The sequence below is a fragment of the Thiomicrorhabdus hydrogeniphila genome (assembly GCF_054656895.1).
The window spans coordinates 1,559,854-1,582,362 of sequence record NZ_BAAHXL010000001.1 but is presented as its reverse complement, the minus strand read 5'-3'; the positions used below and the strand labels follow the sequence as shown (position 1 = coordinate 1,582,362).

25 protein-coding genes are annotated in these 22,509 nt (G+C 38.0%); 22 read left to right on the top strand and 3 right to left on the bottom strand.

Features of this window, described 5'->3' with window-relative positions; all coding sequences use genetic code 11:
- Window positions 1-22: 22 nt before the first annotated feature.
- Genes ACYQ0E_RS07185 through ACYQ0E_RS07170 form a run of 4 tightly spaced genes read left to right on the top strand, consistent with a single transcriptional unit; the run spans window position 23 to window position 1,663 of the window.
- Window positions 23-625, top strand: a complete 603-nt coding sequence (locus tag ACYQ0E_RS07185) for a class I SAM-dependent DNA methyltransferase (RefSeq protein WP_460187561.1) — start codon at window positions 23-25, stop codon at window positions 623-625.
- A gap of 56 nt (window positions 626-681) precedes the next feature.
- A complete protein-coding gene (locus tag ACYQ0E_RS07180; protein WP_460187560.1) occupies window positions 682-1,035 on the top strand; it encodes a YkgJ family cysteine cluster protein in 354 nt (117 codons plus the stop codon).
- A 29-nt stretch (window positions 1,036-1,064) separates the two neighbouring features.
- Window positions 1,065-1,430, top strand: coding sequence for a SpoIIAA family protein (locus ACYQ0E_RS07175; protein ID WP_460187559.1), 366 nt, complete (start codon window positions 1,065-1,067; stop codon window positions 1,428-1,430).
- 26 nt (window positions 1,431-1,456) lie between these two features.
- Entirely contained in the window at window positions 1,457-1,663 is a 207-nt protein-coding gene (locus ACYQ0E_RS07170) for a hypothetical protein (RefSeq protein ID WP_460187558.1), read from the top strand.
- Between the two features lie 65 nt (window positions 1,664-1,728).
- Here ACYQ0E_RS07170 and ACYQ0E_RS07165 read toward each other — a convergent pair whose 3' ends face one another.
- The 3 genes from ACYQ0E_RS07165 to ubiG form a co-directional block, all read right to left on the bottom strand.
- Window positions 1,729-2,445, bottom strand: a complete 717-nt coding sequence (locus tag ACYQ0E_RS07165) for an SDR family NAD(P)-dependent oxidoreductase (protein ID WP_460187557.1) — start codon at window positions 2,443-2,445, stop codon at window positions 1,729-1,731.
- Between the two features lie 51 nt (window positions 2,446-2,496).
- On the bottom strand, window positions 2,497-3,153 hold the full coding sequence (locus ACYQ0E_RS07160) for an HAD family hydrolase (RefSeq protein WP_460187556.1): 657 nt from the start codon (window positions 3,151-3,153) through the stop codon (window positions 2,497-2,499).
- Window positions 3,154-3,216: 63 nt separating this feature from the next.
- Window positions 3,217-3,936: a bifunctional 2-polyprenyl-6-hydroxyphenol methylase/3-demethylubiquinol 3-O-methyltransferase UbiG gene (gene ubiG, locus ACYQ0E_RS07155; protein WP_460187555.1), complete on the bottom strand. Its 720-nt coding sequence runs from the start codon at window positions 3,934-3,936 to the stop codon at window positions 3,217-3,219.
- Window positions 3,937-4,225: 289 nt separating this feature from the next.
- Here ubiG and gyrA point away from each other — a divergent pair, with 289 nt between their 5' ends.
- The 18 genes from gyrA (at window position 4,226) to ACYQ0E_RS07065 (ending at window position 22,474) form a co-directional block, all read left to right on the top strand.
- Window positions 4,226-6,880 carry a DNA gyrase subunit A gene (gyrA, locus tag ACYQ0E_RS07150; protein ID WP_460187554.1) on the top strand — a complete coding sequence of 885 codons (2,655 nt, stop codon included), beginning with the start codon at window positions 4,226-4,228 and terminating at the stop codon, window positions 6,878-6,880.
- Window positions 6,881-7,022: 142 nt separating this feature from the next.
- A complete protein-coding gene (serC, locus tag ACYQ0E_RS07145) occupies window positions 7,023-8,117 on the top strand; it encodes a 3-phosphoserine/phosphohydroxythreonine transaminase (protein WP_460187553.1) in 1,095 nt (364 codons plus the stop codon).
- Between the two features lie 81 nt (window positions 8,118-8,198).
- Window positions 8,199-9,290 carry a prephenate dehydratase gene (gene pheA, locus ACYQ0E_RS07140; protein WP_460187552.1) on the top strand — a complete coding sequence of 364 codons (1,092 nt, stop codon included), beginning with the start codon at window positions 8,199-8,201 and terminating at the stop codon, window positions 9,288-9,290.
- A 31-nt stretch (window positions 9,291-9,321) separates the two neighbouring features.
- A complete protein-coding gene (hisC, locus tag ACYQ0E_RS07135; RefSeq protein ID WP_460187551.1) occupies window positions 9,322-10,464 on the top strand; it encodes a histidinol-phosphate transaminase in 1,143 nt (380 codons plus the stop codon).
- A complete protein-coding gene (locus ACYQ0E_RS07130; RefSeq protein ID WP_460187550.1) occupies window positions 10,457-11,338 on the top strand; it encodes a prephenate dehydrogenase in 882 nt (293 codons plus the stop codon). Before hisC ends, ACYQ0E_RS07130 begins: the two co-directional genes overlap by 8 nt.
- A gap of 67 nt (window positions 11,339-11,405) precedes the next feature.
- Complete coding sequence (aroA, locus tag ACYQ0E_RS07125; RefSeq protein ID WP_460187549.1) at window positions 11,406-12,746, top strand: 3-phosphoshikimate 1-carboxyvinyltransferase; 1,341 nt, start codon at window positions 11,406-11,408, stop codon at window positions 12,744-12,746.
- Entirely contained in the window at window positions 12,747-13,415 is a 669-nt protein-coding gene (gene cmk, locus ACYQ0E_RS07120) for a (d)CMP kinase (RefSeq protein WP_460187548.1), read from the top strand.
- A gap of 203 nt (window positions 13,416-13,618) precedes the next feature.
- Window positions 13,619-15,277, top strand: a complete 1,659-nt coding sequence (rpsA, locus tag ACYQ0E_RS07115) for a 30S ribosomal protein S1 (RefSeq protein WP_460187547.1) — start codon at window positions 13,619-13,621, stop codon at window positions 15,275-15,277.
- 160 nt (window positions 15,278-15,437) lie between these two features.
- Complete coding sequence (locus ACYQ0E_RS07110) at window positions 15,438-15,743, top strand: integration host factor subunit beta (protein ID WP_460187546.1); 306 nt, start codon at window positions 15,438-15,440, stop codon at window positions 15,741-15,743.
- Between the two features lie 80 nt (window positions 15,744-15,823).
- Entirely contained in the window at window positions 15,824-16,159 is a 336-nt protein-coding gene (locus ACYQ0E_RS07105) for a LapA family protein (protein ID WP_460187545.1), read from the top strand.
- An 8-nt stretch (window positions 16,160-16,167) separates the two neighbouring features.
- Entirely contained in the window at window positions 16,168-16,896 is a 729-nt protein-coding gene (pyrF, locus tag ACYQ0E_RS07100) for an orotidine-5'-phosphate decarboxylase (protein WP_460187544.1), read from the top strand.
- Window positions 16,897-17,165: 269 nt separating this feature from the next.
- Entirely contained in the window at window positions 17,166-17,522 is a 357-nt protein-coding gene (gene rpsF / locus ACYQ0E_RS07095) for a 30S ribosomal protein S6 (protein WP_460187543.1), read from the top strand.
- Window positions 17,523-17,525: 3 nt separating this feature from the next.
- Window positions 17,526-17,753, top strand: coding sequence for a 30S ribosomal protein S18 (rpsR, locus tag ACYQ0E_RS07090; protein ID WP_275595979.1), 228 nt, complete (start codon window positions 17,526-17,528; stop codon window positions 17,751-17,753).
- 35 nt (window positions 17,754-17,788) lie between these two features.
- The gene (locus tag ACYQ0E_RS07085; RefSeq protein WP_460187542.1) at window positions 17,789-18,685 is read left to right on the top strand and encodes a YybS family protein; all 897 of its coding nucleotides are present in this window, start codon (window positions 17,789-17,791) and stop codon (window positions 18,683-18,685) included.
- 11 nt (window positions 18,686-18,696) lie between these two features.
- The gene (gene rplI / locus ACYQ0E_RS07080) at window positions 18,697-19,149 is read left to right on the top strand and encodes a 50S ribosomal protein L9 (RefSeq protein WP_460187541.1); all 453 of its coding nucleotides are present in this window, start codon (window positions 18,697-18,699) and stop codon (window positions 19,147-19,149) included.
- A gap of 182 nt (window positions 19,150-19,331) precedes the next feature.
- Complete coding sequence (gene dnaB / locus ACYQ0E_RS07075; protein ID WP_460187540.1) at window positions 19,332-20,768, top strand: replicative DNA helicase; 1,437 nt, start codon at window positions 19,332-19,334, stop codon at window positions 20,766-20,768.
- 15 nt (window positions 20,769-20,783) lie between these two features.
- Window positions 20,784-21,866, top strand: a complete 1,083-nt coding sequence (alr, locus tag ACYQ0E_RS07070; RefSeq protein WP_460187539.1) for an alanine racemase — start codon at window positions 20,784-20,786, stop codon at window positions 21,864-21,866.
- A 2-nt stretch (window positions 21,867-21,868) separates the two neighbouring features.
- On the top strand, window positions 21,869-22,474 hold the full coding sequence (locus tag ACYQ0E_RS07065) for an NUDIX domain-containing protein (RefSeq protein WP_460187538.1): 606 nt from the start codon (window positions 21,869-21,871) through the stop codon (window positions 22,472-22,474).
- The last annotated feature ends 35 nt before the right edge of the window (window positions 22,475-22,509 follow it).

The window sequence follows — 22,509 nt, the reverse complement described above, 5'->3', positions numbered from 1 at the left end:
CTGAACAAGTTAGGAAAGAAAGATGACTAAAGATTTTTTTGAAGATAAGGCCGTTAGTTATGAAAACGACGGGCATAGAACTTCAAATGTAGAAAATATTGCCAACGCCATTACCGCTAAGATAACACTGAACCAAAACATGCACTTAATGGATTTTGGTTCAGGTACAGGGTTATTACTTGAGCGCATAGCGCCACATGTTAAAAAAATCACGGCAATCGATATTTCTAAAGCCATGAATGAACAGCTCGCTAAAAAGCAAGAGAGCCTTGGTTGTGAACTTGATATTAGAGAAATCAATTTAGTCACTTCAGATATTAACGACAAGTTTGATGGCATTATCTCTTCAATGGCTTTTCATCACATACAAGATATTAACGCAATGTTTGCAAAACTTTACTTAATGCTTAATACCGGCGGTTTTATTGCAATTGCGGATATTGATGAAGAAGATGGCAGTTTCCATAAAGAAGATACTGGCGTTCATCATTTAGGTTTTGAGCGAGATGTGATTGCCAATGCCGCCAAACAAGCAGGGTTTAAAGACGTTGCGGTTAAAGATGCCAGTATGGTCTATAAGCCACAAGGTGAGTACCCTGTGTTTTTGCTTACGGCAAAAAAATAACGCGACTTAAAGCAAATGCAATAAAACGTTATAGTTCAATGTAAAAGTGAGTATAAATGAATGACAATATAGAGATTATTGAGCTATTACGTGACAATATTCCTTCTTTTAAGTGCAAAGAAGGTTGTCACGATTGCTGTGGGCCAGTCACCACTTCTTCAGAAGAGATGTCACGTTTACCTGTAAAAACTGATGCCGAACATGATGCGGCGCTAAATGAATTAACTTGTGTGCATCTTGGCCCAAATGGTTGCGAAGTTTATGAAGAACGCCCATTAATTTGTCGTTTATACGGTACAACGCCCAATTTATTATGTCCAAATGATTGTAAGCCAGAAAAGATGGTGGAGCCTGAAATAGAAAAACAGGTACATGACTTTATAGCCAATACACGCCAAGTATTAGTGTGATTAAATGCATTAAATCATAGGAGCTCAATATGTTAAAACTGATTGATATTAAAATTGATAACGCCGTAGCGTTTGAGGTGTCAGGAAAAATTACAGAAGACGATATGGTTTTGGTGTTTAATGAAATAAAACAAAAAATACAACTTTATAACCAGATTGTATTATTTGAAAAAATTGATTCTTTTAATGGTGTAGAACTCGCGGCGATGCTTGAAAAATTTAAATCTCTCTTAGATATTGGCTTGTCTAATATTGTTAAGATCGCCATTGTCACCGATAAAAAATGGCTTTCTAAAATTGTAGATATAGAAGATAAGTTTTTTAGAAAAATTGAAATGAAAAGTTTTTCTGTTGAAGAGCAGAGCCAAGCAGTTGCTTTTTTAAAGGGTAATTAAATAATCAGAAGATTGGGTATAAATCTATGGAAGATTCATCATTAATGATGTGGGGTTTGCTTTTTAGCTCTATCGGAGTGGGGTATTTTCTGTACGGAAAAAAAACAAAAAAAGTTGTGCCATTATTTATAGGAATAGGGCTTTTGGTTTTTCCATTTTTTATTAGTAATCTTTATATTCTAGTGGCTTTAGGCGTTGCTATGGTAGCAACCCCTTATTTTATAAGAACTTAGATTTTTACTCTGTGACCACAGAATTACCTGTACACAGGGCATACCAGGCCTGGTAAAAAGCTATTTTACAGTTTTTCAATCTTCCCAAAATTAGCCATTGCTGTCATTTCTGGCTGTTCAAATACAGAATCAATAATAAAACTGGCCATATCTTCTGCTGACGTTAGTTTGGTTGGATTTTCACCAGGGAATAATCGCCCACGAGATTCTGTTGCAAAAGTTTCTAAATGCGCCAAATAACATTGTGTTTTGGTTTGTTTAATCTCTTGAGAAACCGTATTTAGAAGTTGCTCTAAACCCGCTTTAGCCACGCCATAAGCACCATAATAGGCAGGGTGTTTTTTTACATTATTGTCGGTAATAGCAATAAGTTTGCCTTGCTCAGAGTCATGAAGTAAAGGCAACGTTTGCTGAATTAAATGAAAATTAGCATTTAGATTTGTGTGTAAAACTTCATACCATTGCATATAGTCAAAATGTTCAATAGGCGTAAAGGCAGGTAAAATAGCGGCATTTAAAAACACGCCGTCCAGTTTTTGATATTCATTTGTAATGTTTTGTTTAAACTCTTGATAATTTTGAATATTAGCACCCAGTAAATCCATTGGATATAAAGCCACTAAATCAATATTTAAGTCAGATTGTTCAATTTCATCGTATAGCGCATTTAGAAGATTAAGCTCTTTATCTAATAAAATTACCTGATGATTTAATGATAAAAGTTTTAAGGTTAACGCCTTGCCTAAGCCTTGAGCCGCACCTGTAATTAAATAGGTTTTCATATTAATAAAGGGATTCCTAAATTTGTAATTTATGGATTTAAAGCGATGAATTTATAGCGATTGAATAAATTGCGTAACCTCAAAAGGGGTATGAAAAAACAGATCGGCTGGCCAGTCTTTTTTAGTTGCTTCTAAAGGTAAGTAGCCATACATGGCAGCAGCGGTTTTCATATTTGCGTTAATACCCGCTTCAATATCACGTGGATGGTCACCAATATAAATGCAATTTTTTGGCTCAACCCCACATTGTTCTGCGGCTAAAAACATAGGTGCTGGATAGGGTTTTCTAACGGATAAAGTATCACCGCAAACAATGACTTTTGGTGCGCTTTTAAAGGTAAAGTTTTTTAAAAGTTCTTCTGTTAAATGAGTGGGTTTATTGGTGATAATGCCCCATGGAATATTTTTTACTGCAAGGGCATCTAAGCCTGCAATTAAGCCTGGAAAAATTTGAGTATGGTGGTCAATGTTTTCAAAATAATGCTTTAAAAATACTTGTCTGCGTTCTTCTAGCTCTTCGCCCTGTAAATCCGGAAAGGCCAATTGTGTCATAGCTAATCCACCTTTAGAAACGGTGCTTCTGAGGTCTTGGTAATTAAGTACAGGTTGTTGATAGTCTTCGCAGGTCAATTTTAAAGCATAGGCAAAGTCGTAAGAGGTATCGAGTAGAGTGCCGTCTAAATCAAATAGAACGCATTTTATGGACATTAGTTTTCTCTGTTTTTAAAGGTTATGAGTATATGAATATGGGTGTAAAATTAATTAAAATTTTTAATACGCTTTTTGATAAGCCAGAAGATAATTTACGCTCACATCTTTATTTAACCCATAACGATTAAGTAATGGGTTAAATTCAATGCCGGCTGAATCACGTAAATAAAGATCCGCATTACGTGCCATGGCATCCATTTCAGCAGGGGTAATAAATTTATCGTGCGTATGTGTACCTTTAGGTACTAAGTTTAAAACTTGTTCGGCTGCAAAAATAGCGAGCAAATAAGATTTGTAATTGCGGTTTAAGGTTGAAAAAAATACCCAACCTCCAGGTTTTACACATTTTGCAGCGGCTTGAATAATAGAGGCGGGATCAGGAACATGTTCCAACATCTCCATGCAGGTCACAATATCATGTTTTTCTGGGTTTTCTTCAGCATATTGTTCTGCGGCAATTAATTGGTAATTAACTTTAACGCCTGTATCTAAACCATGTAATTTTGCTACGGTTAATACATCTTTCGCTAAATCAATTCCTGTAACATCAGCGCCAGACTTGGCAAGTGACTCTGATAAGATGCCGCCACCACAGCCAATATCAACAATGCTTTGCTCAGCTATTTGATGATGTTTTGCTATAAAGTCTAAACGAAATGGATTAATTTTATGAAGCGCAGAAAATTCACCTTGTAGATCCCACCAGGTATTGGACAAACGATTAAAGTTATTGAGTTCATTTTGATCTGCATTACTTGTCATTGTTTCTTCTAAGGCCATGGTATTCTCTAGATTTGAGGGTGAATATTACAATCTGAAGGCAAAATTATACGAGATTCTGTAAAACTGATTTGACCTAAATAATTAAAAAGACCAAAAAAATCAAAAAAAACGGTTAATTTCCAATTTAAACCACCTTCACGGGATTTTTAGTAATTCTCGACAGGGGGTCGAGAATAAAAATATTGTCGCTTTATGAGCTTTATTTGCTATATAATTAGTGTTTTTATAGAGAGCTATTATAAATCATTAGCTTTTCTGGTCGTTTTACTTAAAAGATGGATATTGAATGTCAGACTTTGCACGCGAAATTATTCCTATTGCCCTAGAAGATGAGATGGAGCAGTCCTATTTAAGTTATGCCATGAGCGTAATTGTAGGACGAGCCCTTCCAGATGTAAGAGACGGTTTGAAACCTGTTCACCGTCGTGTTTTATATGCGATGAATGAACTTAGTAATGACTTTAATAAACCCTACAAAAAATCGGCGCGTATTGTCGGTGATGTAATTGGTAAATATCACCCTCATGGTGATACCGCTGTATACGACACTATTGTACGTATGGCACAACCGTTTTCATTACGTTATATGTTGGTTGACGGGCAAGGTAACTTTGGTTCGGTTGATGGTGATTCACCTGCCGCCATGCGTTATACAGAAATTCGTATGTCTAAGATTGCGCATCAACTACTTGCCGATCTTGAAAAAGAAACCGTTAACTTTACTGAAAACTATGATGGTTCAGAAACAGAGCCTAATGTTTTACCAACCCGCATTCCAAACTTATTAGTTAATGGTTCATCTGGTATTGCTGTTGGTATGGCAACCAATATTCCACCTCACAATATTACCGAAACCGTAAATGCGTGCTTGGCGTATATTGAAAACCCAGACATTGATATTGCAGGCCTGATGGAATATATACCGGGTCCTGACTTTCCTACTTACGGTTTAATTAACGGTACGTCTGGTATTCGTGAAGCGTATGAAACAGGGCGTGGTCGTGTAAAAATTCGTTCAAAAACAGATGTAGAAACCGATAAATCGGGTAAATCTCAAATTATTGTTAATGAACTGCCATACCAAGTCAACAAAGCGAAACTGATTGAACGTATTGCTGAATTGGTAAAAGAGAAAAAAATTGAAGGTATTACTGGTCTAAGAGACGAATCTGATAAAGACGGTATGCGTATTGTTATTGAACTTCGTCGTGGTGAAGTGCCTGAAGTTATTATTAATAACCTATTTAAACAAACATCCATGCAAACGGTGTTTGGTGTGAATATGGTTGCATTAATTGATGGTCAACCAAAACTGCTTAACTTAAAGCAAGTGGTTGAAGCCTTTGTTAAACATCGTCGCGAAGTCGTTACTCGTCGTACCATTTTTGATTTACGCAAAGCTCGCGAAAAAGCACATATTTTAGAAGGTTTAGCGGTTGCACTTAATAATATCGATGAGATGATTGAGTTAATCAAAGCCTCTCCAAGCCCTGCGGTTGCTAAAGAACGTATGTTAGAAAAAGCCTGGGCAATTGGTTCGGTGGTTGATTTACTTGAAAACGTTGAAATGAAAGACGTTCGTCCAGAAGATTTACCTGAAGGATTTGGAGCAGAAGGGGCAACGTACAAACTTTCACCTGCTCAAGCTCAAGCCATTCTTGAAATGCGTTTACACCGTTTAACCGGTTTAGAACAAGATAAAATCATTGAAGAATACAAAGGGTTAATTCTTAAAATAGCAGAATTCTTAGAAATTTTAAGAAACCCAGATCGCTTAACTGAAGTGGTTAAAGAAGAACTACTTGAAGTGGTTGAAAACTTTGGTGATGCACGTAGAACAGAAATAGATTACAGCTACCAAGATTTAGATGCTGAAGATTTAATTGCGGTAGAAGACCGTATTGTGACTTTATCGCAAGACGGTTATATCAAAACACAGCCATTAAGTGATTACCGTGCGCAAAAACGTGGAGGTCGTGGTAAGTCTGCAACCGCAATGAAAGAAGAAGATGAAGTGGGTCAACTATTTGTTGCGAGCACACATGATATGTTGTTGTGCTTCTCAAACAAAGGTAAGTTGTACTGGCAAAAAACGTGGCAGTTACCTTTAGCCAGTCGTGGTAGCCGTGGTAAACCTATTGTGAATGTTTTACCGCTAGAAGAAAATGAACATATTACGTCTGTACTGCCTGTTGGCGACTTTGATGAGCGCGTTGTCTTTATGGCTACTCGTAATTCAATTGTTAAACGTGTGGCACTTAAAGATTTCTCTCGCCCACGTGCTAACGGAATCATTGCGGTTGATTTATTAGACGACGATGAATTGGTTGGAACAGCCTTAACCGATGGCGAACAAGAGATTATGTTGTTCAGCGATGTGGGTAAAGCGATTCGCTTTAAAGAAAGTGATGTTCGAGTTATGGGTCGTACGGCTCGTGGTGTGAGAGGTATGAAGTTAAATGATGCCAAGGTTATTAGTATGCAAGTGGCTAAACCAGACGCGTTAATTCTTACCGCAACAGAACACGGGTTTGGTAAATGTACGCCAGTTGAAGATTACTCAACCATTAATCGTGGTGGTCAAGGTGTTATTTCTATTAAAACAACAGATCGTAATGGTCCTGTGGTTTCAGCCGTTTCAGTTTCACCTGAACAAGAAATTGTATTAATCACAAATAAAGCCACCTTAGTTAGAACGCGCGTTTCAGAAATCTCTGTTGTTGGGCGTAATACTCAAGGTGTTAAACTGATTAATGTTGGTAAGGGTGAGCAAGTTGTTGGTTTAGCGGTAGTTGATATCGAAGATGATATCGAAGATGATATTGACGAAGAACTTGACGATGCGATTGAAGGTGAAGTTTTAGAACAAACAAACTCTGAAGAAAGCAACGTGGCTGACTCAGAAAATAACGAGTCGGCTGAAAAAGATTCAGCTGAATAATGAAACAGTAGCACTAAAAAGAACTTAATCCCTTGGGGGTTAAGTTCTTTTTTGCGTTATAGATCTTGGCTTTAAGTAATTGATATTAAATGGAATTAATATTGTTGATTTACCAGGCCTGGTAAAATATTAAGGAAGTAAAATGGCAAGAGCATTTAATTTTAGTGCTGGTCCAGCAATGTTACCCGAAGCGGTAATGCGTAAAGCAGGGGCTGAGTTTTTAGATTGGCAATCTACTGGCATGTCGGTAATGGAAATGAGTCACCGTAGCAAAGAATACATGGCGGTTGCACACAAAATGGAAGCCGATTTGCGTGAAGTCATGCAGATTCCAGATAACTATAAAGTGATTTTTACTCATGGTGGAGCCTCATTACAATTTGCGGCAATCCCAATGAATTTAGCACAGCAAAACGATACGGTTGATTATTTAAATACCGGCGTTTGGTCAACTAAAGCCATTAAAGAAGCCAGCCGTTATGCCAATGTGAATGTGATTGCTGGTGGACAAGTAGATAATCCAACAAAAGTCCCAGAACAAAAAGAGTGGTCATTTTCAGCAGATGCAAAGTATATTCACATTTGTGTTAATGAAACCATTACTGGTTTAGAGCTAAAAGATGAGCATTTAGAAACCATTTTTGCACAAGGTAAACCGGTTATTGCTGACATGTCTTCAAACATTATGTGTCGTGAGATTGATGTCAGTAAGTACGCCATGATTTACGCGGGGGCACAAAAAAATATTGGCCCGGCAGGCTTGGCTATTGTTATTGTTCGTGAAGACTTATTAGGTCATGCTCGTAGCGATACACCAACGCTTATGAACTGGGATATTTACGCTAAAAATGATTCTATGTTTAATACGCCAGCCACTTACGCTTGGTATTTAGCAGGCCTGGTATTTGAATGGTTAAAAGAGACGGGTGGTGTAAAAGCCATTGAAAAGATTAATCAGCGTAAAGCGCAAAAATTGTATGACTATATTGATGCGTCAGATTTGTATACCAACACAATTCAAGTCAGTGAACGCTCGTGGATGAATGTCACATTTAATCTATGTAATAGCGATTTAGATGCAGCATTTTTAGAGCAGTCTAAAGCAGCAGGTTTATTAAGCTTAAAAGGCCATAAAGCATTTGGTGGCATGAGAGCAAGTATTTATAATGCTATGCCTGAAGAAGGTATTGATGCACTTATCACGTTTATGAAGAAATTTGCATTAGCAAACGCATAACATAAAACTATTGAAGAGCTTTGCCAAAGCAAGAGTTGGTATAGTTCTTCACCGATATTTAATTTTACAGCAGGCATTTAAATGACGACGGAACAAGCACAATTAACAGAAATACGCATGGAAATTGATGCGATTGATGAACAAATTCAAACTTGGATTGGCAAGCGAGCTGAATGTGCCCAAAAAGTAGCCGATATTAAAACGCAAGGTGGTAATGTCAGTGCCGTTTTTTATCGTCCAGAACGTGAAGCGCAAGTGTTACGAGCGGTAAAAGCCCGAAATACTAGCTTGTTACCTGATGTTGAAATGGCTAAGTTGTTTAGAGAAATTATGTCTGCTTGCCTGGCGTTAGAACAACCTATCTCCGTTGCTTATCTTGGGCCAGAAGGCAGTTATTCTCATGCCAGCGTAGTAAAACAATTTGGTTCATCTGCACATGCGGTTGCTGTTTCGAGTATCGAAGAGGTTTTTGCTGCGGTCGAAAGTGGTGAAACGCATTACGGTATTGTTCCGGTTGAAAACTCGTCAGAAGGGGTAGTTAAGTCTACCCAAGATGAGTTAATGAAAACACGCCTTCAAGTTTCTGGTGAAGTAGATTTAGCCATTCATCATTGTTTGATGTCTAAATCGCAATCACATGAATTCATTAAGAAAGTGGTCGCACATCAACAAGCTTTAGGACAGTGTGAACATTGGTTAAAAAATAACTTACCGTGGGCTGATATTGAAGCTGTTGATTCTAATGCATTAGCTGCAAAAATGGCTCAAACCGACGATTCTTTAGGTGCTATTGCTTCTGAGCAAGCGGCACAGTTGTATCAGTTAAATATTTTAGAATTGAATATTGAAGATTTTAAAGACAATACCACCAAGTTTTGGGTGATTGGTAAAGAGCCTACTCAACCAAGTGGTGAAGATAAAACGGCCTTAATTTTATCGATACACAATAAATCAGGCGCTCTATTAGATATTTTAGGTTGCTTTAGCAAACGCAATATTAATATGACACGTATTATCTCTAGGCCATCAACAGACAAAAAATGGGATTACATTTTCTTTATTGATGTTTTAGGACATAAAGAAGATGACAATGTAAAAGAAGCCTTAGCTGAAGTTCAGGCTAATGCTGCTTTTTATAAATTATTAGGCTCATTCCCAGTTTCTCCGCTTTAAAATTAGCGATTTTAGTTAGTAAGGTTTATATATGACAGTAAACACAGGTTCTTTTTGTGATCAAGTTTTGCCACAAATTTTAGGGATTCATCCTTATGTTCCAGGTAAACCCGTAAGCGAATTACAGAGAGAGTTAAGCTTAGAGTCCATTACTAAATTGGCTTCTAACGAAAACCCTTTGGGTTGCAGTAATTTAGTAATTAAAGCTATTCAAGAAGAAATTAAAAATATTTCCCGTTACCCAGATGGCAATGCTTATGATTTAAAAGCGAGCTTGGCAGATTTTTTAAACGTAAAACAAGAACAGCTTGCCGTAGGTAATGGCTCTAATGAATTGCTTGAATTAGTTGCACGTGTTTTTGCAGGGCCTGGTGATGAAGTGATTTATTCGCAATATGCTTTTGCTGTATATTCTATTTCAGCACAAGTTGTTGGCGCCAAAGGCGTTGAAGTGCCAGCCAAAGAGTGGGGGCACGATTTACCCGCTATGTTAGCCGCTATTACGGATAAAACTAAAATTATTTACATTGCTAATCCTAATAATCCAACGGGTACTTTTTTTACCCGCACTGAGTGGCAAGATTTTATTAGCCAAGTTCCTGAAAAAGTTATGGTTGTACTCGATGAGGCTTATGTAGAATACGCTCAGTCTTTTATTGATGAATCTGCCTATTTTGATGGTATTGATTATGTTCAAAAATATAAAAACCTATTAGTTTCACGCACCTTTTCTAAAGCCTATGGTTTAGCTTCTTTGCGTTTGGGTTATATGGTGGGTAATGCTGAAACCATTCAATACATTAACCAAGTACGTGAACCCTTTAACGTTAATCAGTTTGCGCAAGTTGCGGCCATTGCCGCATTGCAAGACCAAGATTTTGTTGCAGAATCGGTTAAAGCAAATAGTCAAGGTATGCGCCAACTGATTGATGCGCTTAATGAATTAAGTATTGGTTACATTCCTTCAGTCTGTAATTTTGTTTGTATTGATTTAGGAAAAGATGCCCTTTATTACAATCAAAAACTTTTAGAAGAAGGTATTATTGTTCGACCTGTAGCTAACCAGGGTATAAATGATTACCTACGTGTTTCAATTGGTACTCAAATTGAAAATGCACATTTTTTGGATGCCTTAAAAAAGGTATTAACTCATCACACACATACAGATGATTAAATTGAAAACATTAAAAAAAATAACAATTGTCGGTGTTGGTTTAATTGGCGGTTCCTTTGCAAAGGGGTTAAAAAAAGCAGGCCTGGTAGAAGAGGTTATGGGGTTTGGTTATAATCCACAAAACCTGCAAACCGCCATTGAACTTGGTGTTATAGATTCCTTTTCACTCGATATGGCCGAAGCCGTAGAAGAGAGTGATTTAGTCTTTTTGGCTGTGCCATTAGGTGCTATGAAAAGTTCTTTAGAGTCAATGAAGCCGTATCTTTCTGCAAAAACCATTATTACCGATGGTGGTAGTGCAAAAAGTAGTGTTATTTTATCGGCTTTAGAAGTGTTTGGTGAACTCCCAGTCAACTTTGTGCCCGGTCATCCTATTGCCGGTAAAGAACAAAGTGGGGTAACCGCTGCTGATGAAGATTTATATATTGATCACCGTGTTATTCTAACGCCCAATAATAATACCGCCCAAGAAGCTGTGCAAACCGTACAAGATTTATGGCAAGCATTAGGCGCTAAAGTGGAAACCATGTCTGCTCAACAGCATGATGAAATCTTTGCAGCAACCAGTCATTTACCGCACTTACTGGCTTTTTCGCTAGTGGATATGCTAAATGAACATGAGGAACTCGGTGATGTGTTTCAATATACGGCTGGTGGTTTTAGGGATTTTACGCGTATAGCCTCTAGTGATGCGGTTATGTGGCGTGACATTGCCGTTCATAATTCAGATGCTATTGTAAAATGGCTTAAAAATTACGGCTTTGCTATTGAGCGCTTAACCAAGCTTGTTGAGGCTAAAGACGCTGATGGGCTTTATCAACTGTTTGATGAAGCGAAAAAAGCACGTGATAAACATATTGTTAATAAGAGTTAAGTCAATCATTATTAACAAAGCTTTTATATAACCCAATTCAAATTAAACGCTAAAAGACATCAAAATTATGGCAAACGTAAAATTTAAAGTTCAACCTGGCGGTACAATCAAAGGCCGTATTCGAGTACCTGGTGATAAATCGATTTCTCACAGAAGTATTATGTTGGGTGCCTTGGCTGAAGGTACAACTACGGTTACAGGTTTTTTAGAAGGTGATGATGCTTTAGCGACATTACAAGCTTTTCGTGAAATGGGCGTTGAAATTGAAGGTCCCAATAATGGTAATGTAACCATTCAAGGTGTTGGGCTGCGTGGTTTAAAAAAACCGAATAAACCACTCGACATGGGAAACTCCGGCACATCCACTCGTTTATTAGCTGGAATTTTAGCCGGCCAAGACTTTGATTGCGAACTGATTGGTGATGCTTCTTTATCTAAGCGTCCAATGAAACGTGTAACGGAACCATTACGTTTAATGGGGGCTCAGTTAGAAACGAATGAAGGTGGTACTTTACCGATGATTATTAGGGGTAAAGGCCAAACCTTAAAAGCCATTGATTACACTCTACCAATGGCCAGTGCTCAAGTTAAATCGTGTGTGTTGCTTGCGGGCTTATTTGCAGAAGGTAAAACGTGCGCTTTAGAACCTGCGCCAACTCGTGATCATACAGAACGTATGTTGAATGGTTTTGGTTATAAGGTTGAATCAACTAAAATTGATGCACAACAAATGAAAGCTTGTGTTCAGGGTGGTGGTAAATTAACAGGGCGTCATATTGACGTGCCTTCAGATATCTCATCCGCCGCTTTTTTTATGGCAGCAGCCGTTGTTTCTAAAGGATCGGATTTAGTTATTGAACACGTAGGCATGAACCCAACACGTGTGGGTATTGTTGATATATTAAAATTAATGGGTGCCAATATTCGCTTAGAAAATCATCATGAAATAGGTGGTGAGCCTGTAGCCGATATACATATTAAATATGCTCCTCTTAAAGGCATTAACATTCCAGAAGAATTGGTGGCTTTAGCCATTGATGAATTCCCTGTATTGTTTGTGGTTGCGTCAACAGCAGAAGGACAAACCGTGCTTACTGGCGCTGAAGAACTTAGGGTAAAAGAATCAGACCGTATTCAAGTTATGGCAGATGCACTTGTTGCAGTGGGTATTGATGCTCAGCCAACACCAGATGGCATGATTGTTAATGGTGGTACTCAATCACCACAAAATAATGAAATACAAAGTCACCATGATCATCGAATCTCAATGGCTATGACCATTGCAGGGATTAATGCCGTATCAGAAATTGTGATTGATGATTGCGCTAACGTAAATACCTCTTTTCCAACATTTCTATCATTAATCAATGAGGTAGGTATGTCAGTTGCAGCAATAGAGGAAGCTTAGATGCAAAATACACCCGTAATTACAATTGATGGTCCAAGTGGTGTAGGTAAAGGCACTTTAGCGCAATACCTAACCTGCAAAACGGGATTTCATTTATTAGACAGTGGTGCTATTTATCGTGCATTAGCTTATGGTGCGGTTAAAAATGGCTTAGCTTTAGATGATTTACCAGGCCTGGTAAATCTAGCCGAAACGCTTCCTGTTGCATTTAAAGCCACCAGTATTTTATATGAAGGGGTAGATGTTACCTCAAAAGTAAGAACAGAAGAGGTGGCGAGTGTTGCCTCAACCGTTGCTGTTATACCGGAAGTAAGAGCGGCTTTATTACAGCGCCAAAAAGATTTTGCACAAGCACCAGGTTTAATTGCCGATGGCCGAGATATGGGTACTGTTGTCTTCCCAGACTCGCCTGTAAAGTTGTATTTAACCGCATCTGCGGAAGTAAGAGCAGAAAGACGTGTTAAACAGTTGAAAAATCAAGGAGTTGATGCTAACATTACTCAGATAACTCAAGACATCAAAGAAAGAGACGAGCGAGATACTGGTCGTAAGACAGCACCGCTTAGACCTGCAGATGACGCTATAGTCATCGATACTTCGGATTTAGATATCCAAGATGTCTGTAAAAAAGCAGTATCTTTACTGTGGGATAAAGGAATTATGAAATAATTTTTTTATTCTAACAAAGTTATAAATTAACTATAACTAGTTGATTTTAAAAGTTTATTTAAAATCCCTGGCCTTTTTAAGAGCTGGGGATTTGTATTTTTTAGCTAGCAGCTGGGGCGCTGGCAATTATTAACTGACCCGTTTATTTATTTATATCCCATACGCGATAAATAAACGGTATGAAAATATTGGTAATACTATCCATGAGTGAATTATCTTTCGCTGAATTATTTGAAGAATCATTTCAAGAAAAATTTAACACAGGCTCTTTAATCATCGGTACCGTTGTAGGTATTGATAAAGAAACTGTACTTGTAGACGCAGGCATGAAGTCTGAATCTGCTGTTCCAAAGTCACAATTTTTAGACGCAAACGGCCAACTAGAAGTTGCTGTTGGTGATGAAGTTGAAGTTTACCTAGAATCTCTAGAAGATGGCTTAGGTGAAACTCGTTTATCACGTGAGAAAGCGAAGCGTGCTAAGACTTGGGACCGCCTTGAAACCGCTATGGAAGAAGGTGAAGTTGTTGTTGGTCTTGTTACTGGCAAAGTTAAAGGTGGTTTAACTGTTGACGTTGAAGGCGTTCGTGGTTTCTTACCTGGTTCACTTGTAGATATTCGTCCAATTCGCGATTTCGGTTTCCTAGAAGGGAAAGAAGTAGAAATGAAACTTGTTAAGCTTGATCGTAAGCGTAATAACGTGGTTGTTTCTCGTCGTGCAGTTATCGAACAAGAAAGCTCAGCAGAGCGTGAAGCCATTCTTGCTAACATGGAAGAAGGTGCATCACTTAAAGGTATCGTTAAAAACCTTACTGACTACGGTGCATTTATTGACCTTGGTGGTGTTGATGGTCTTCTACACATTACAGACATGGCTTGGCGTCGTGTTAATCACCCATCTGAAATCGTTCAAGTTGGTGATGAGATTGATGTTAAAGTTCTTAAGTTTGACAAAGAACGTAACCGTGTATCTCTTGGTCTTAAGCAACTTGAAGAAGATCCTTGGGCAGATATGGTTTCTCGTTACCCAATGGGTGCAGAAGTGGCTGGTAAAGTTGCAAACATCACTGATTACGGTGCTTTCATCGAAATCGAAGATGGTATTGAAGGTCTAGTTCATACTTCTGAACTTGATTGGACTAACCGTAACATCCACCCATCTAAAGTGGTTCACTTAGGTCAAGAAGTTCGCGTTAAGATTCTTGATGTTGACCAAGAACGTCGTCGTATCTCTCTATCGATTAAACAGTGTACTGTTAATCCTTGGGAAGGTTTCTCAGCGACTCATGCTAAAGGCGATAAAATCTCTGGTAGCATCAAATCTATTACTGACTTCGGTATCTTTATCGGTCTAGAAGGTGGTATTGATGGTCTTGTACACTTAACTGATATCTCTTGGAATCAGCCTGGTGAAGAAGCAATCCGTGACTTCAAAAAAGGTGATGAGCTAGAAACAGTTATTCTTTCTATCGATCCTGATCGTGAGCGTATCTCTTTAGGTCTTAAACAGTTAGAGCAAGACCCATTCGGTCAGTTCGTTGCAGATAACGGTAAAGGTTCTATTGTTGTTGGTACTGTTAGATCAGTAGACGAAAAAGGTGCCATCATTGATGTTGCTCCTGAAGTTGAAGGATACTTACGTGCGTCTGAATTATTAGAAGATACTCGTGATGCATCTAGCGTTCTTAAAGAAGGTGACGAAGTTTCTGCGAAGATTACTAATATCGACCGTAAAAACCGTTCTTTATCTCTTTCTGTTAAAGCGAAAGAAGCGGCAGAAGAAGCTGAAGCTATCAAAGGTTATTCAGAGCAGCAAGTTGTTGCTGGTACGACTTTAGGTGACCTTTTCAAAGATAAAATGTAATCACTGATTACTGACCAGTCTTTATAAAAGGGTAGCCTGCGTCCGCTAGCTTATTTAGCTTGCAGGTTACACCTTGGTCTCTCTAATACTTTTCATTTGTTAAAAATGAGTATTAGATTTATTGAAACTCTCTTTGAGAGATAAATAAGAGCAATATCAAATGACCAAGTCTGAATTGATTGAAATTATTGCAAGAAAACAAACTCAATTTGCCCAAAAGGACGTTGAGATTGCAGTGAATCAAATTGTTGATTCTATGATTGATACTTTATCCCAAGGCGAACGTATTGAAATACGTGGTTTTGGTAGTTTTAGTTTGCATCATAGAAAAGCACGTGTTGGCCGTAACCCAAAAACAGGGGAAACGGTGAAGTTAGATGATAAACGAGTTCCACACTTTAAGCCTGGAAAGGCTTTAAGAGAGCGCGTTGATGAGTCTAAAGAACATACCGATATCTTGCAGTAACATTAAAAAGGGGTGAATTTTCACCCCTTTTTTTATTCATCCTACTATAATCTCTATATCTTCTGATAGAGAATTCTCCCATGTTTAAATTGATTTCTATCCTAATTACGCTGCTATTTGTATTGATGGGTGTAACCTTAGGTGTTCTAAATCCAACTCCAGTTTCTCTGGATCTTTTTGTTATTCAATTTTCAGTACCTTTAAGTGTCATTATGGCTGTGTTACTTATCTTAGGTATGGTTATTGGTGCGTTGATTATTACCATGCAGGTTATACGTTTGCGTTGGACTGTTCGACGTAAAACAAAAGAAAATCAAAACCTAGCCAATCAAATTATTCAACTTAGAAAAGCCAATGCGCAAGTCAATGAGACTTTAAAAAAAGACTCTAGTGCATTGGTTTCAATCGAAAAATAGAGTTATTTATGACTGTAGAATTAACCACTATTCCTAAAGACCCAAAAGTTTTGGTGGCTTTAGATTTTGCTAACGCTAACGAAGCCTTAGCCTTTGTTAAAACCCTTAATCATCAAGCTTGTCGCCTTAAAGTAGGCAAAGAGCTTTTTGCTGTTGCTGGACCAGAGTTTGTAAAAGACTTGGTGCAACAAGGTTTTGATGTTTTTTTAGATCTTAAATATCACGATATTCCCAATACGGTTGCTAAAGCTGTACAAGCAGCTGCAAGAATGGGCGTTTGGATGGTAAACGTGCATGCTTTAGGTGGACGAAAAATGATGCAGGCTGCGCAAAACGCCTTGTTAGAAATGGACGATATTCAGCAAAAGCCTTTGTTAATTGCGGTGACCATTCTTACCAGTATGGAACAAGAAGATTTAGCTGAAATTGGCCTACAAGGCACGCCAAAAGACAATGTTTTACGTTTGGCTAAATTGGCGAAAGACTCTGGCTTGGACGGTGTTGTGTGTTCAGCACAAGAAGCCGAAGATATTAGAGCAACTATTGGCCAAGACTTTTGCTTGGTGACACCAGGTATTCGTCCTGAGGGAAGTGCTGCTAATGATCAAAAGCGCATAATGACTCCCGTTATGGCAATGGAAGCTGGTTCTAGTTATTTAGTGATAGGGCGCCCAATAACTCAGTCTGATTCACCTTTGCAAGTATTAGAACAAGTTAATTTAAGTTTAGAAGCGTAATTTACACTTTTTATATATTTGTTTAAAAATAGATTTACCAGGCCTGGTAAAACACTTTTAACATCCACACTAGGCCAAGTTAATCGCTTTATAACGTCCTTTTCTATATAAAACAGTTATTTATCCATATTTATTTGTTTTGCACTTTAATATCGTTTATAATCCGCGTCTTTCAGGGCATTTACCTGAAAATCCTTGTCTCACTGCCTACAATCCAAGTTGGTTTGTATGTGTCAGGAGACTGTTTATCATCCATAAGGAGAAAATGAATGCGTCATTATGAAGTCGTATTTCTAGTGCACCCTGATCAATCTGAACAGGTTCCTGCAATGCTAGAACGTTACCGTGCCCTTATCGAACAGTCTGGTGGTCAAATCCACCGTTTAGAAGACTGGGGTCGCCGTCAACTTGCCTATCTTATTAATAAGGTACACAAAGCTCACTACATCATGCTTAACATTGAATGTAATCAAGAAGCATTAGATGAACTTGAAAACGCTTTCTACTACAACGATGCTGTTTTACGTAGCATGATTGTTAAGCAAAAAGCGGCTATTACTGAACCATCAGTAATGACTGCTAAGAAAGACGAAAGACACGACAAACGTCGTGATAACAAGGAGTAAGTGATGTCTAGAGGATTTGGTAGAAAAAAATTCTGTCGTTTTACTGCTGACGGCGTTAAACAAATTGATTACAAAGACTTAGATACTTTGAAAGCATACATTACTGAAACAGGTAAAATTGTTCCTAGTCGTATTACTGGAACAAGTGCTAAGTACCAGCGTCAATTAGCAACTGCAATTAAACGTGCTCGTTATATTGCGTTACTGCCATATACTGATCAACATAAATAATTTGTTTGTCGGTAAATAGGAATTAACAAGAACACATGCTAGTAATAGCCAATTTTGCAATGAAAGGGCCAATGCAGGCCAATATTGCCGCTGTTTTATTTTCAGCGTTGAGTGTTCTATTAGCACCATTCGGTATTTTCGTTGGTGCGATTATAGCCTTAGTTACATTAAGAATTTCTGTAGCTGAAGGCTTTAAAACTCTTGCTTGGAGTGTGGTGGCACAAACCGCTCTAACTTTAATTTTGACTGGAAGTTATTTTCCCGCCATTATTTCGGTTATTGAGTTTATATTGCCTGTTTGGTTACTGGCGGTTGTTTTAAGACAATCGCAGTCATTAGCCTTAGCACTTCAGTTTGCAATGATTATGGTTGGATTAGGGGTGGTCTTGTTTTACTTGATCGTTCCTAGTCCTGCTGAGTGGTGGTTAGCACTGTTTAATCAGTACGTTGCCCCAGTGCTAGAAGCGTCTAAAATTAGCTATGATAAGGAGTTAATCCCTAACTTAGTTGAAATGATGACCATGCTCCTAGCCGTGCTTATGATTATTTTATGGTTTTCCATCTTAGTTGTAGCACGTTGGTGGCAGAGTGAGCTATATAATCCAGGACAGTTTAAAACCGATTTTTATCAATTAACTTTACCCAAAGCAACCGCTTATACAGCGATTGTTCTTGCCGTAATAGGGTTGGTAAATGGTGCTAAACCTGGCCTGGCTTATGATCTATCAGGTGTAATTATTGCGGGTTTGATGTTTCAAGGTATAGCCATTGCACATCAAACCGTAGCCATTAAGAAGTTAAGTTCTGGTTGGTTAGTAGGGTTGTATATATTGTTATTCTTATTTCCACAAGCCATGTTGATTTTAGCAACCATTGGTTTAGTTGACACTTGGGTCAACTTTAGAAGCCGATGGGAAAATAAAGAACTATAGAGGTTTAAGCTATGAATGTTATTCTGCTTGAAAAAGTACAAAATCTAGGATCTTTAGGTGATCAAGTTTCAGTTAAGTCAGGTTATGCACGTAACTTCTTGATTCCTCAAGGTAAAGCAAAAGCGGCAACAAAAGAAAACGTTGCAGAATTTGAAACAATTCGCGCTGAATTAGAAAAAGCTGCTGCGGCTGAATTAGCTGTTGCTCAAGGTATCTTCGAAAACCTAAACGGTCAAGTTGTTACTATTGAATCAGTTGCTGGTGATGAAGGTAAGTTGTTTGGTTCTGTTGGAACTCAAGACATTGCTGATGCACTTAAAGCAACTGGTTTTGACATGGAACGTCGTGACGTTCGTATGCCAGAAGGTGCTCTACGTCACGTAGGTACTTATGAAATTGATGTTCAATTACACACTGATGTAGTTGCTTCAATTACAGTTGAAGTTAAGGCTTCTGCTGAGTAATCTTTTTTATAAAGATTGTCTTAAAAAAGCGGGGTGTATTCATTTGAATACCCTCGCTTTTTTTATGTCTAAAATTTATGCTATTTCAATTTTATAAATATACAGACCTTGCGGTTTTGTTTTTATAAAAAACGGTATAATACTTTTTTTGTTAATCAAATTTGATACTGTTAATTTCTATTATGGCTAAAAAACAATCGACCGAAGAACTCTTTAAAGTCCCACCTCATTCCATTGAAGCCGAGCAATCTGTTTTAGGTGGTCTTATGTTATCTGAAGATGTATTAGATGATGTGAGTGTTATTGTGAACTCTGGTGACTTTTATACCAAACAACACCAAGTCATCTTTGAAGCTATTTTTGAACTCAACCGCAATAATAAGCCGTTCGATTTAGTTTCTGTTGTGGCATATTTAGATAATACAGGTCAATTAGAAACCGCTGGCGAAAAAGCCTATCTTGCCGAATTAGTTAAAAACACCCCTGGTTCAGCCAATATTTTATATTATTCAGGTTTGGTTAGAGGTAAGTCCATATTACGTAAATTAATCCAAGCCAGTAATGAAGTAGCAGAGGCGGCTTATTTTCCACAAGGAAGAGATATTAGAGAAATTTTAGATATCGCTGAATCTAAAATTATGGGTATTGCTGAGCATGGAGAAGGTAAAGAGCGTCTTTATAAGTCAATGGATATGTTACTTGAATCAGCCATTAATAAAATTGACGAACTCTTTAATTCAGAAGGCACAATTACTGGCCAAGAAACACATTTAACTAAATTTGATGATATTACAGCAGGTTTACAAAATGGTGATTTAATCATTGTAGCAGGGCGTCCTTCAATGGGTAAAACAACCTTCTCAATGAATATGGCAGAAAACATTGCCACCAAAAATGGTACACCTGTCGCCGTATTTAGTATGGAAATGCCAGGTGAATCATTGGCTATGCGTATGATTAGTTCGATTGGTCGAATTGATGCAGGGCGTATGCGTACAGGTAAATTGGCACAAGATGATTGGCCAAAATTGAATAAAGCAATCAATGTTTTGTCTCAAGCCAAAGTGTATATTGATGATACGCCAGCTTTAATGATTACCGAGTTACGCGCACGTGCTCGCCGAATTGATAAAGATGTACGTGATATTCAACGTAAAGAAGCTATTGAAGCGGGTAAAGAAAACCCAGAAAAGCATGTCACTGGTTTAGGTTTAATTGTGGTGGATTATTTACAATTAATGCGTGGTTCAGCAAACTCTGAAAACCGTGTAAATGAAATTTCTGAAATCTCACGTGGTTTAAAAGCTTTAGCAAAAGAACTTAATATTCCCGTTATCGCACTGTCTCAGCTTAACCGAAGCCTTGAGCAAAGACCAAACAAACGTCCAGTAATGTCTGATTTACGTGAATCTGGTGCGATTGAGCAAGATGCCGATTTAATCATCTTTATCTATCGTGACGAGGTTTACAACCCCGAAACCGAAGATAAAGGCATGGCTGAAATTATTTTAGGTAAACACCGTAATGGTTCTTTAGGTATGGTTCCTCTTACCTTTATTGGTGAATACACTCGTTTTGAAAACCATGCGAGTTTTGATGTTCCAGATGAACATTATTAGGAGCTTTAATACGTTATGACCTATCGCCCAGCCAAAGCTTATATTTATTTACAATCTTTAAAACATAACTTGCAACGTGTTCAAAAGATTGCGCCAAACAGTAAAATATTAGCGGTTATAAAAGCCGATGGTTATGGTCATGGCGTTGAACGAGTTGCACATCAATTAAGTGGTGCCGATGGTTTTGGGGTTGCCTCAATTGATGAAGCGTTAGTATTAAGACAAAAAGGCTTTTTACATCGTATTTTATTGTTAGAAGGTTTGTTTTCGCAGTCAGAACTTTCTGTTGCTTTACAAAACCGACTCGATATTGTGGTTCATTCTGATTATCAGCTTGACTGGCTTTTACAGCAAACAATTTCTATACAACTTAATGTTTGGATTAAAGTTGATACTGGCATGCACCGTTTAGGGTTTGACCCGCATCAAGTTGCATCAGTCATTGCCAAGTTAGAAAAATCAGACAATGAATTTTGTATTCATATTATTTCGCATTTTGCGATGGCTGATGAAACAAGCCCGCAAGCAGAAGAATTTACCTCTCTGCAATTGCAGCGATTTGAAACGTGTTCAAAACACTACGGTTATGCCAAAAGTTTTGCAAGTTCAGCCGCTATTATTCGTTATCCGCAAAGTCATTATAATTGGGTACGGCCTGGCATTACACTTTATGGTGCAGGAGATATTGCGGGTGACAAAACTCTTAAAAAAGCGGTTATGCAGCTTGAATCAGAAGTTATTTCTATTAAAACCGTACAAGTTGGTGAATCAGTAGGGTATGGAAGTACCTGGACTGCTTCACGCAAAAGTACCATTGCGGTTGTTGCTATTGGTTATGGTGATGGCTATCCTCGGCATGCAAAAACAGGCACACCTGTTCTTATTAATGGTCAAAAGTTACCTCTTGTTGGTCGTGTATCGATGGATATGATTACCGTAGATATTACCGATAGCCAGTCCAATGTTACGATTGGTACAAGAGCTATTTTATGGGGACAAGAGCTATCAGTAGACGTTATTGCTGACTATTCTGGCACCATCAGTTATGAATTATTGTGTGGCATAACTCAACGTGTTCCAAGAATTGAAATTAAGTAATCATGAAGACTAAAACCCTTAATATTCAAACAATTAAAACCGTATTTAAACAGTTTTTCAGCGTCAAAAACATCAAGTTTAGTCACTCTTTATATCAAGGAGGGCAAAGCCCTTTAATTGAGCGTGAAGTTTTTTGCAGAGGTCCAGCCGTAGTCGTTTTATTGTATGACCTAAAAGCACAAAAGGTTGTATTGGTAGAACAGTGCCGTGCAGGTGCGATTGAAAATGCACTTAATCAAAATGCATTTTACCAGGCCTGGTTAATTGAACCGGTCGCAGGCATGATTGATTTAGGCGAAACACCAGAACAAGCTTGTATTAGAGAAGTCAAAGAAGAAACCGGTGCGGATATTAAGGCGCTTGAATTTATTAACCAATGCTATCCTAGTCCAGGTGCTTGTGATGAGATACTTCATCTATACGCCAGTCAAATTGACAGCACCACCGTTAATACACATGCTGGGCTTGCAACGGAACATGAAGATATTCGAGTAGTCACACTGTCTTTTAAAGAAGCTAAACAAAAATTGCTAGCAGGGGATTTTAATGTAGCAACAACCTATATGGCACTGCATTGGTTATTTTTTCAAAAACTAAGTCATGTTTAGTTTTACCTTGACTAATTATTGTCCCTTTTAAACCT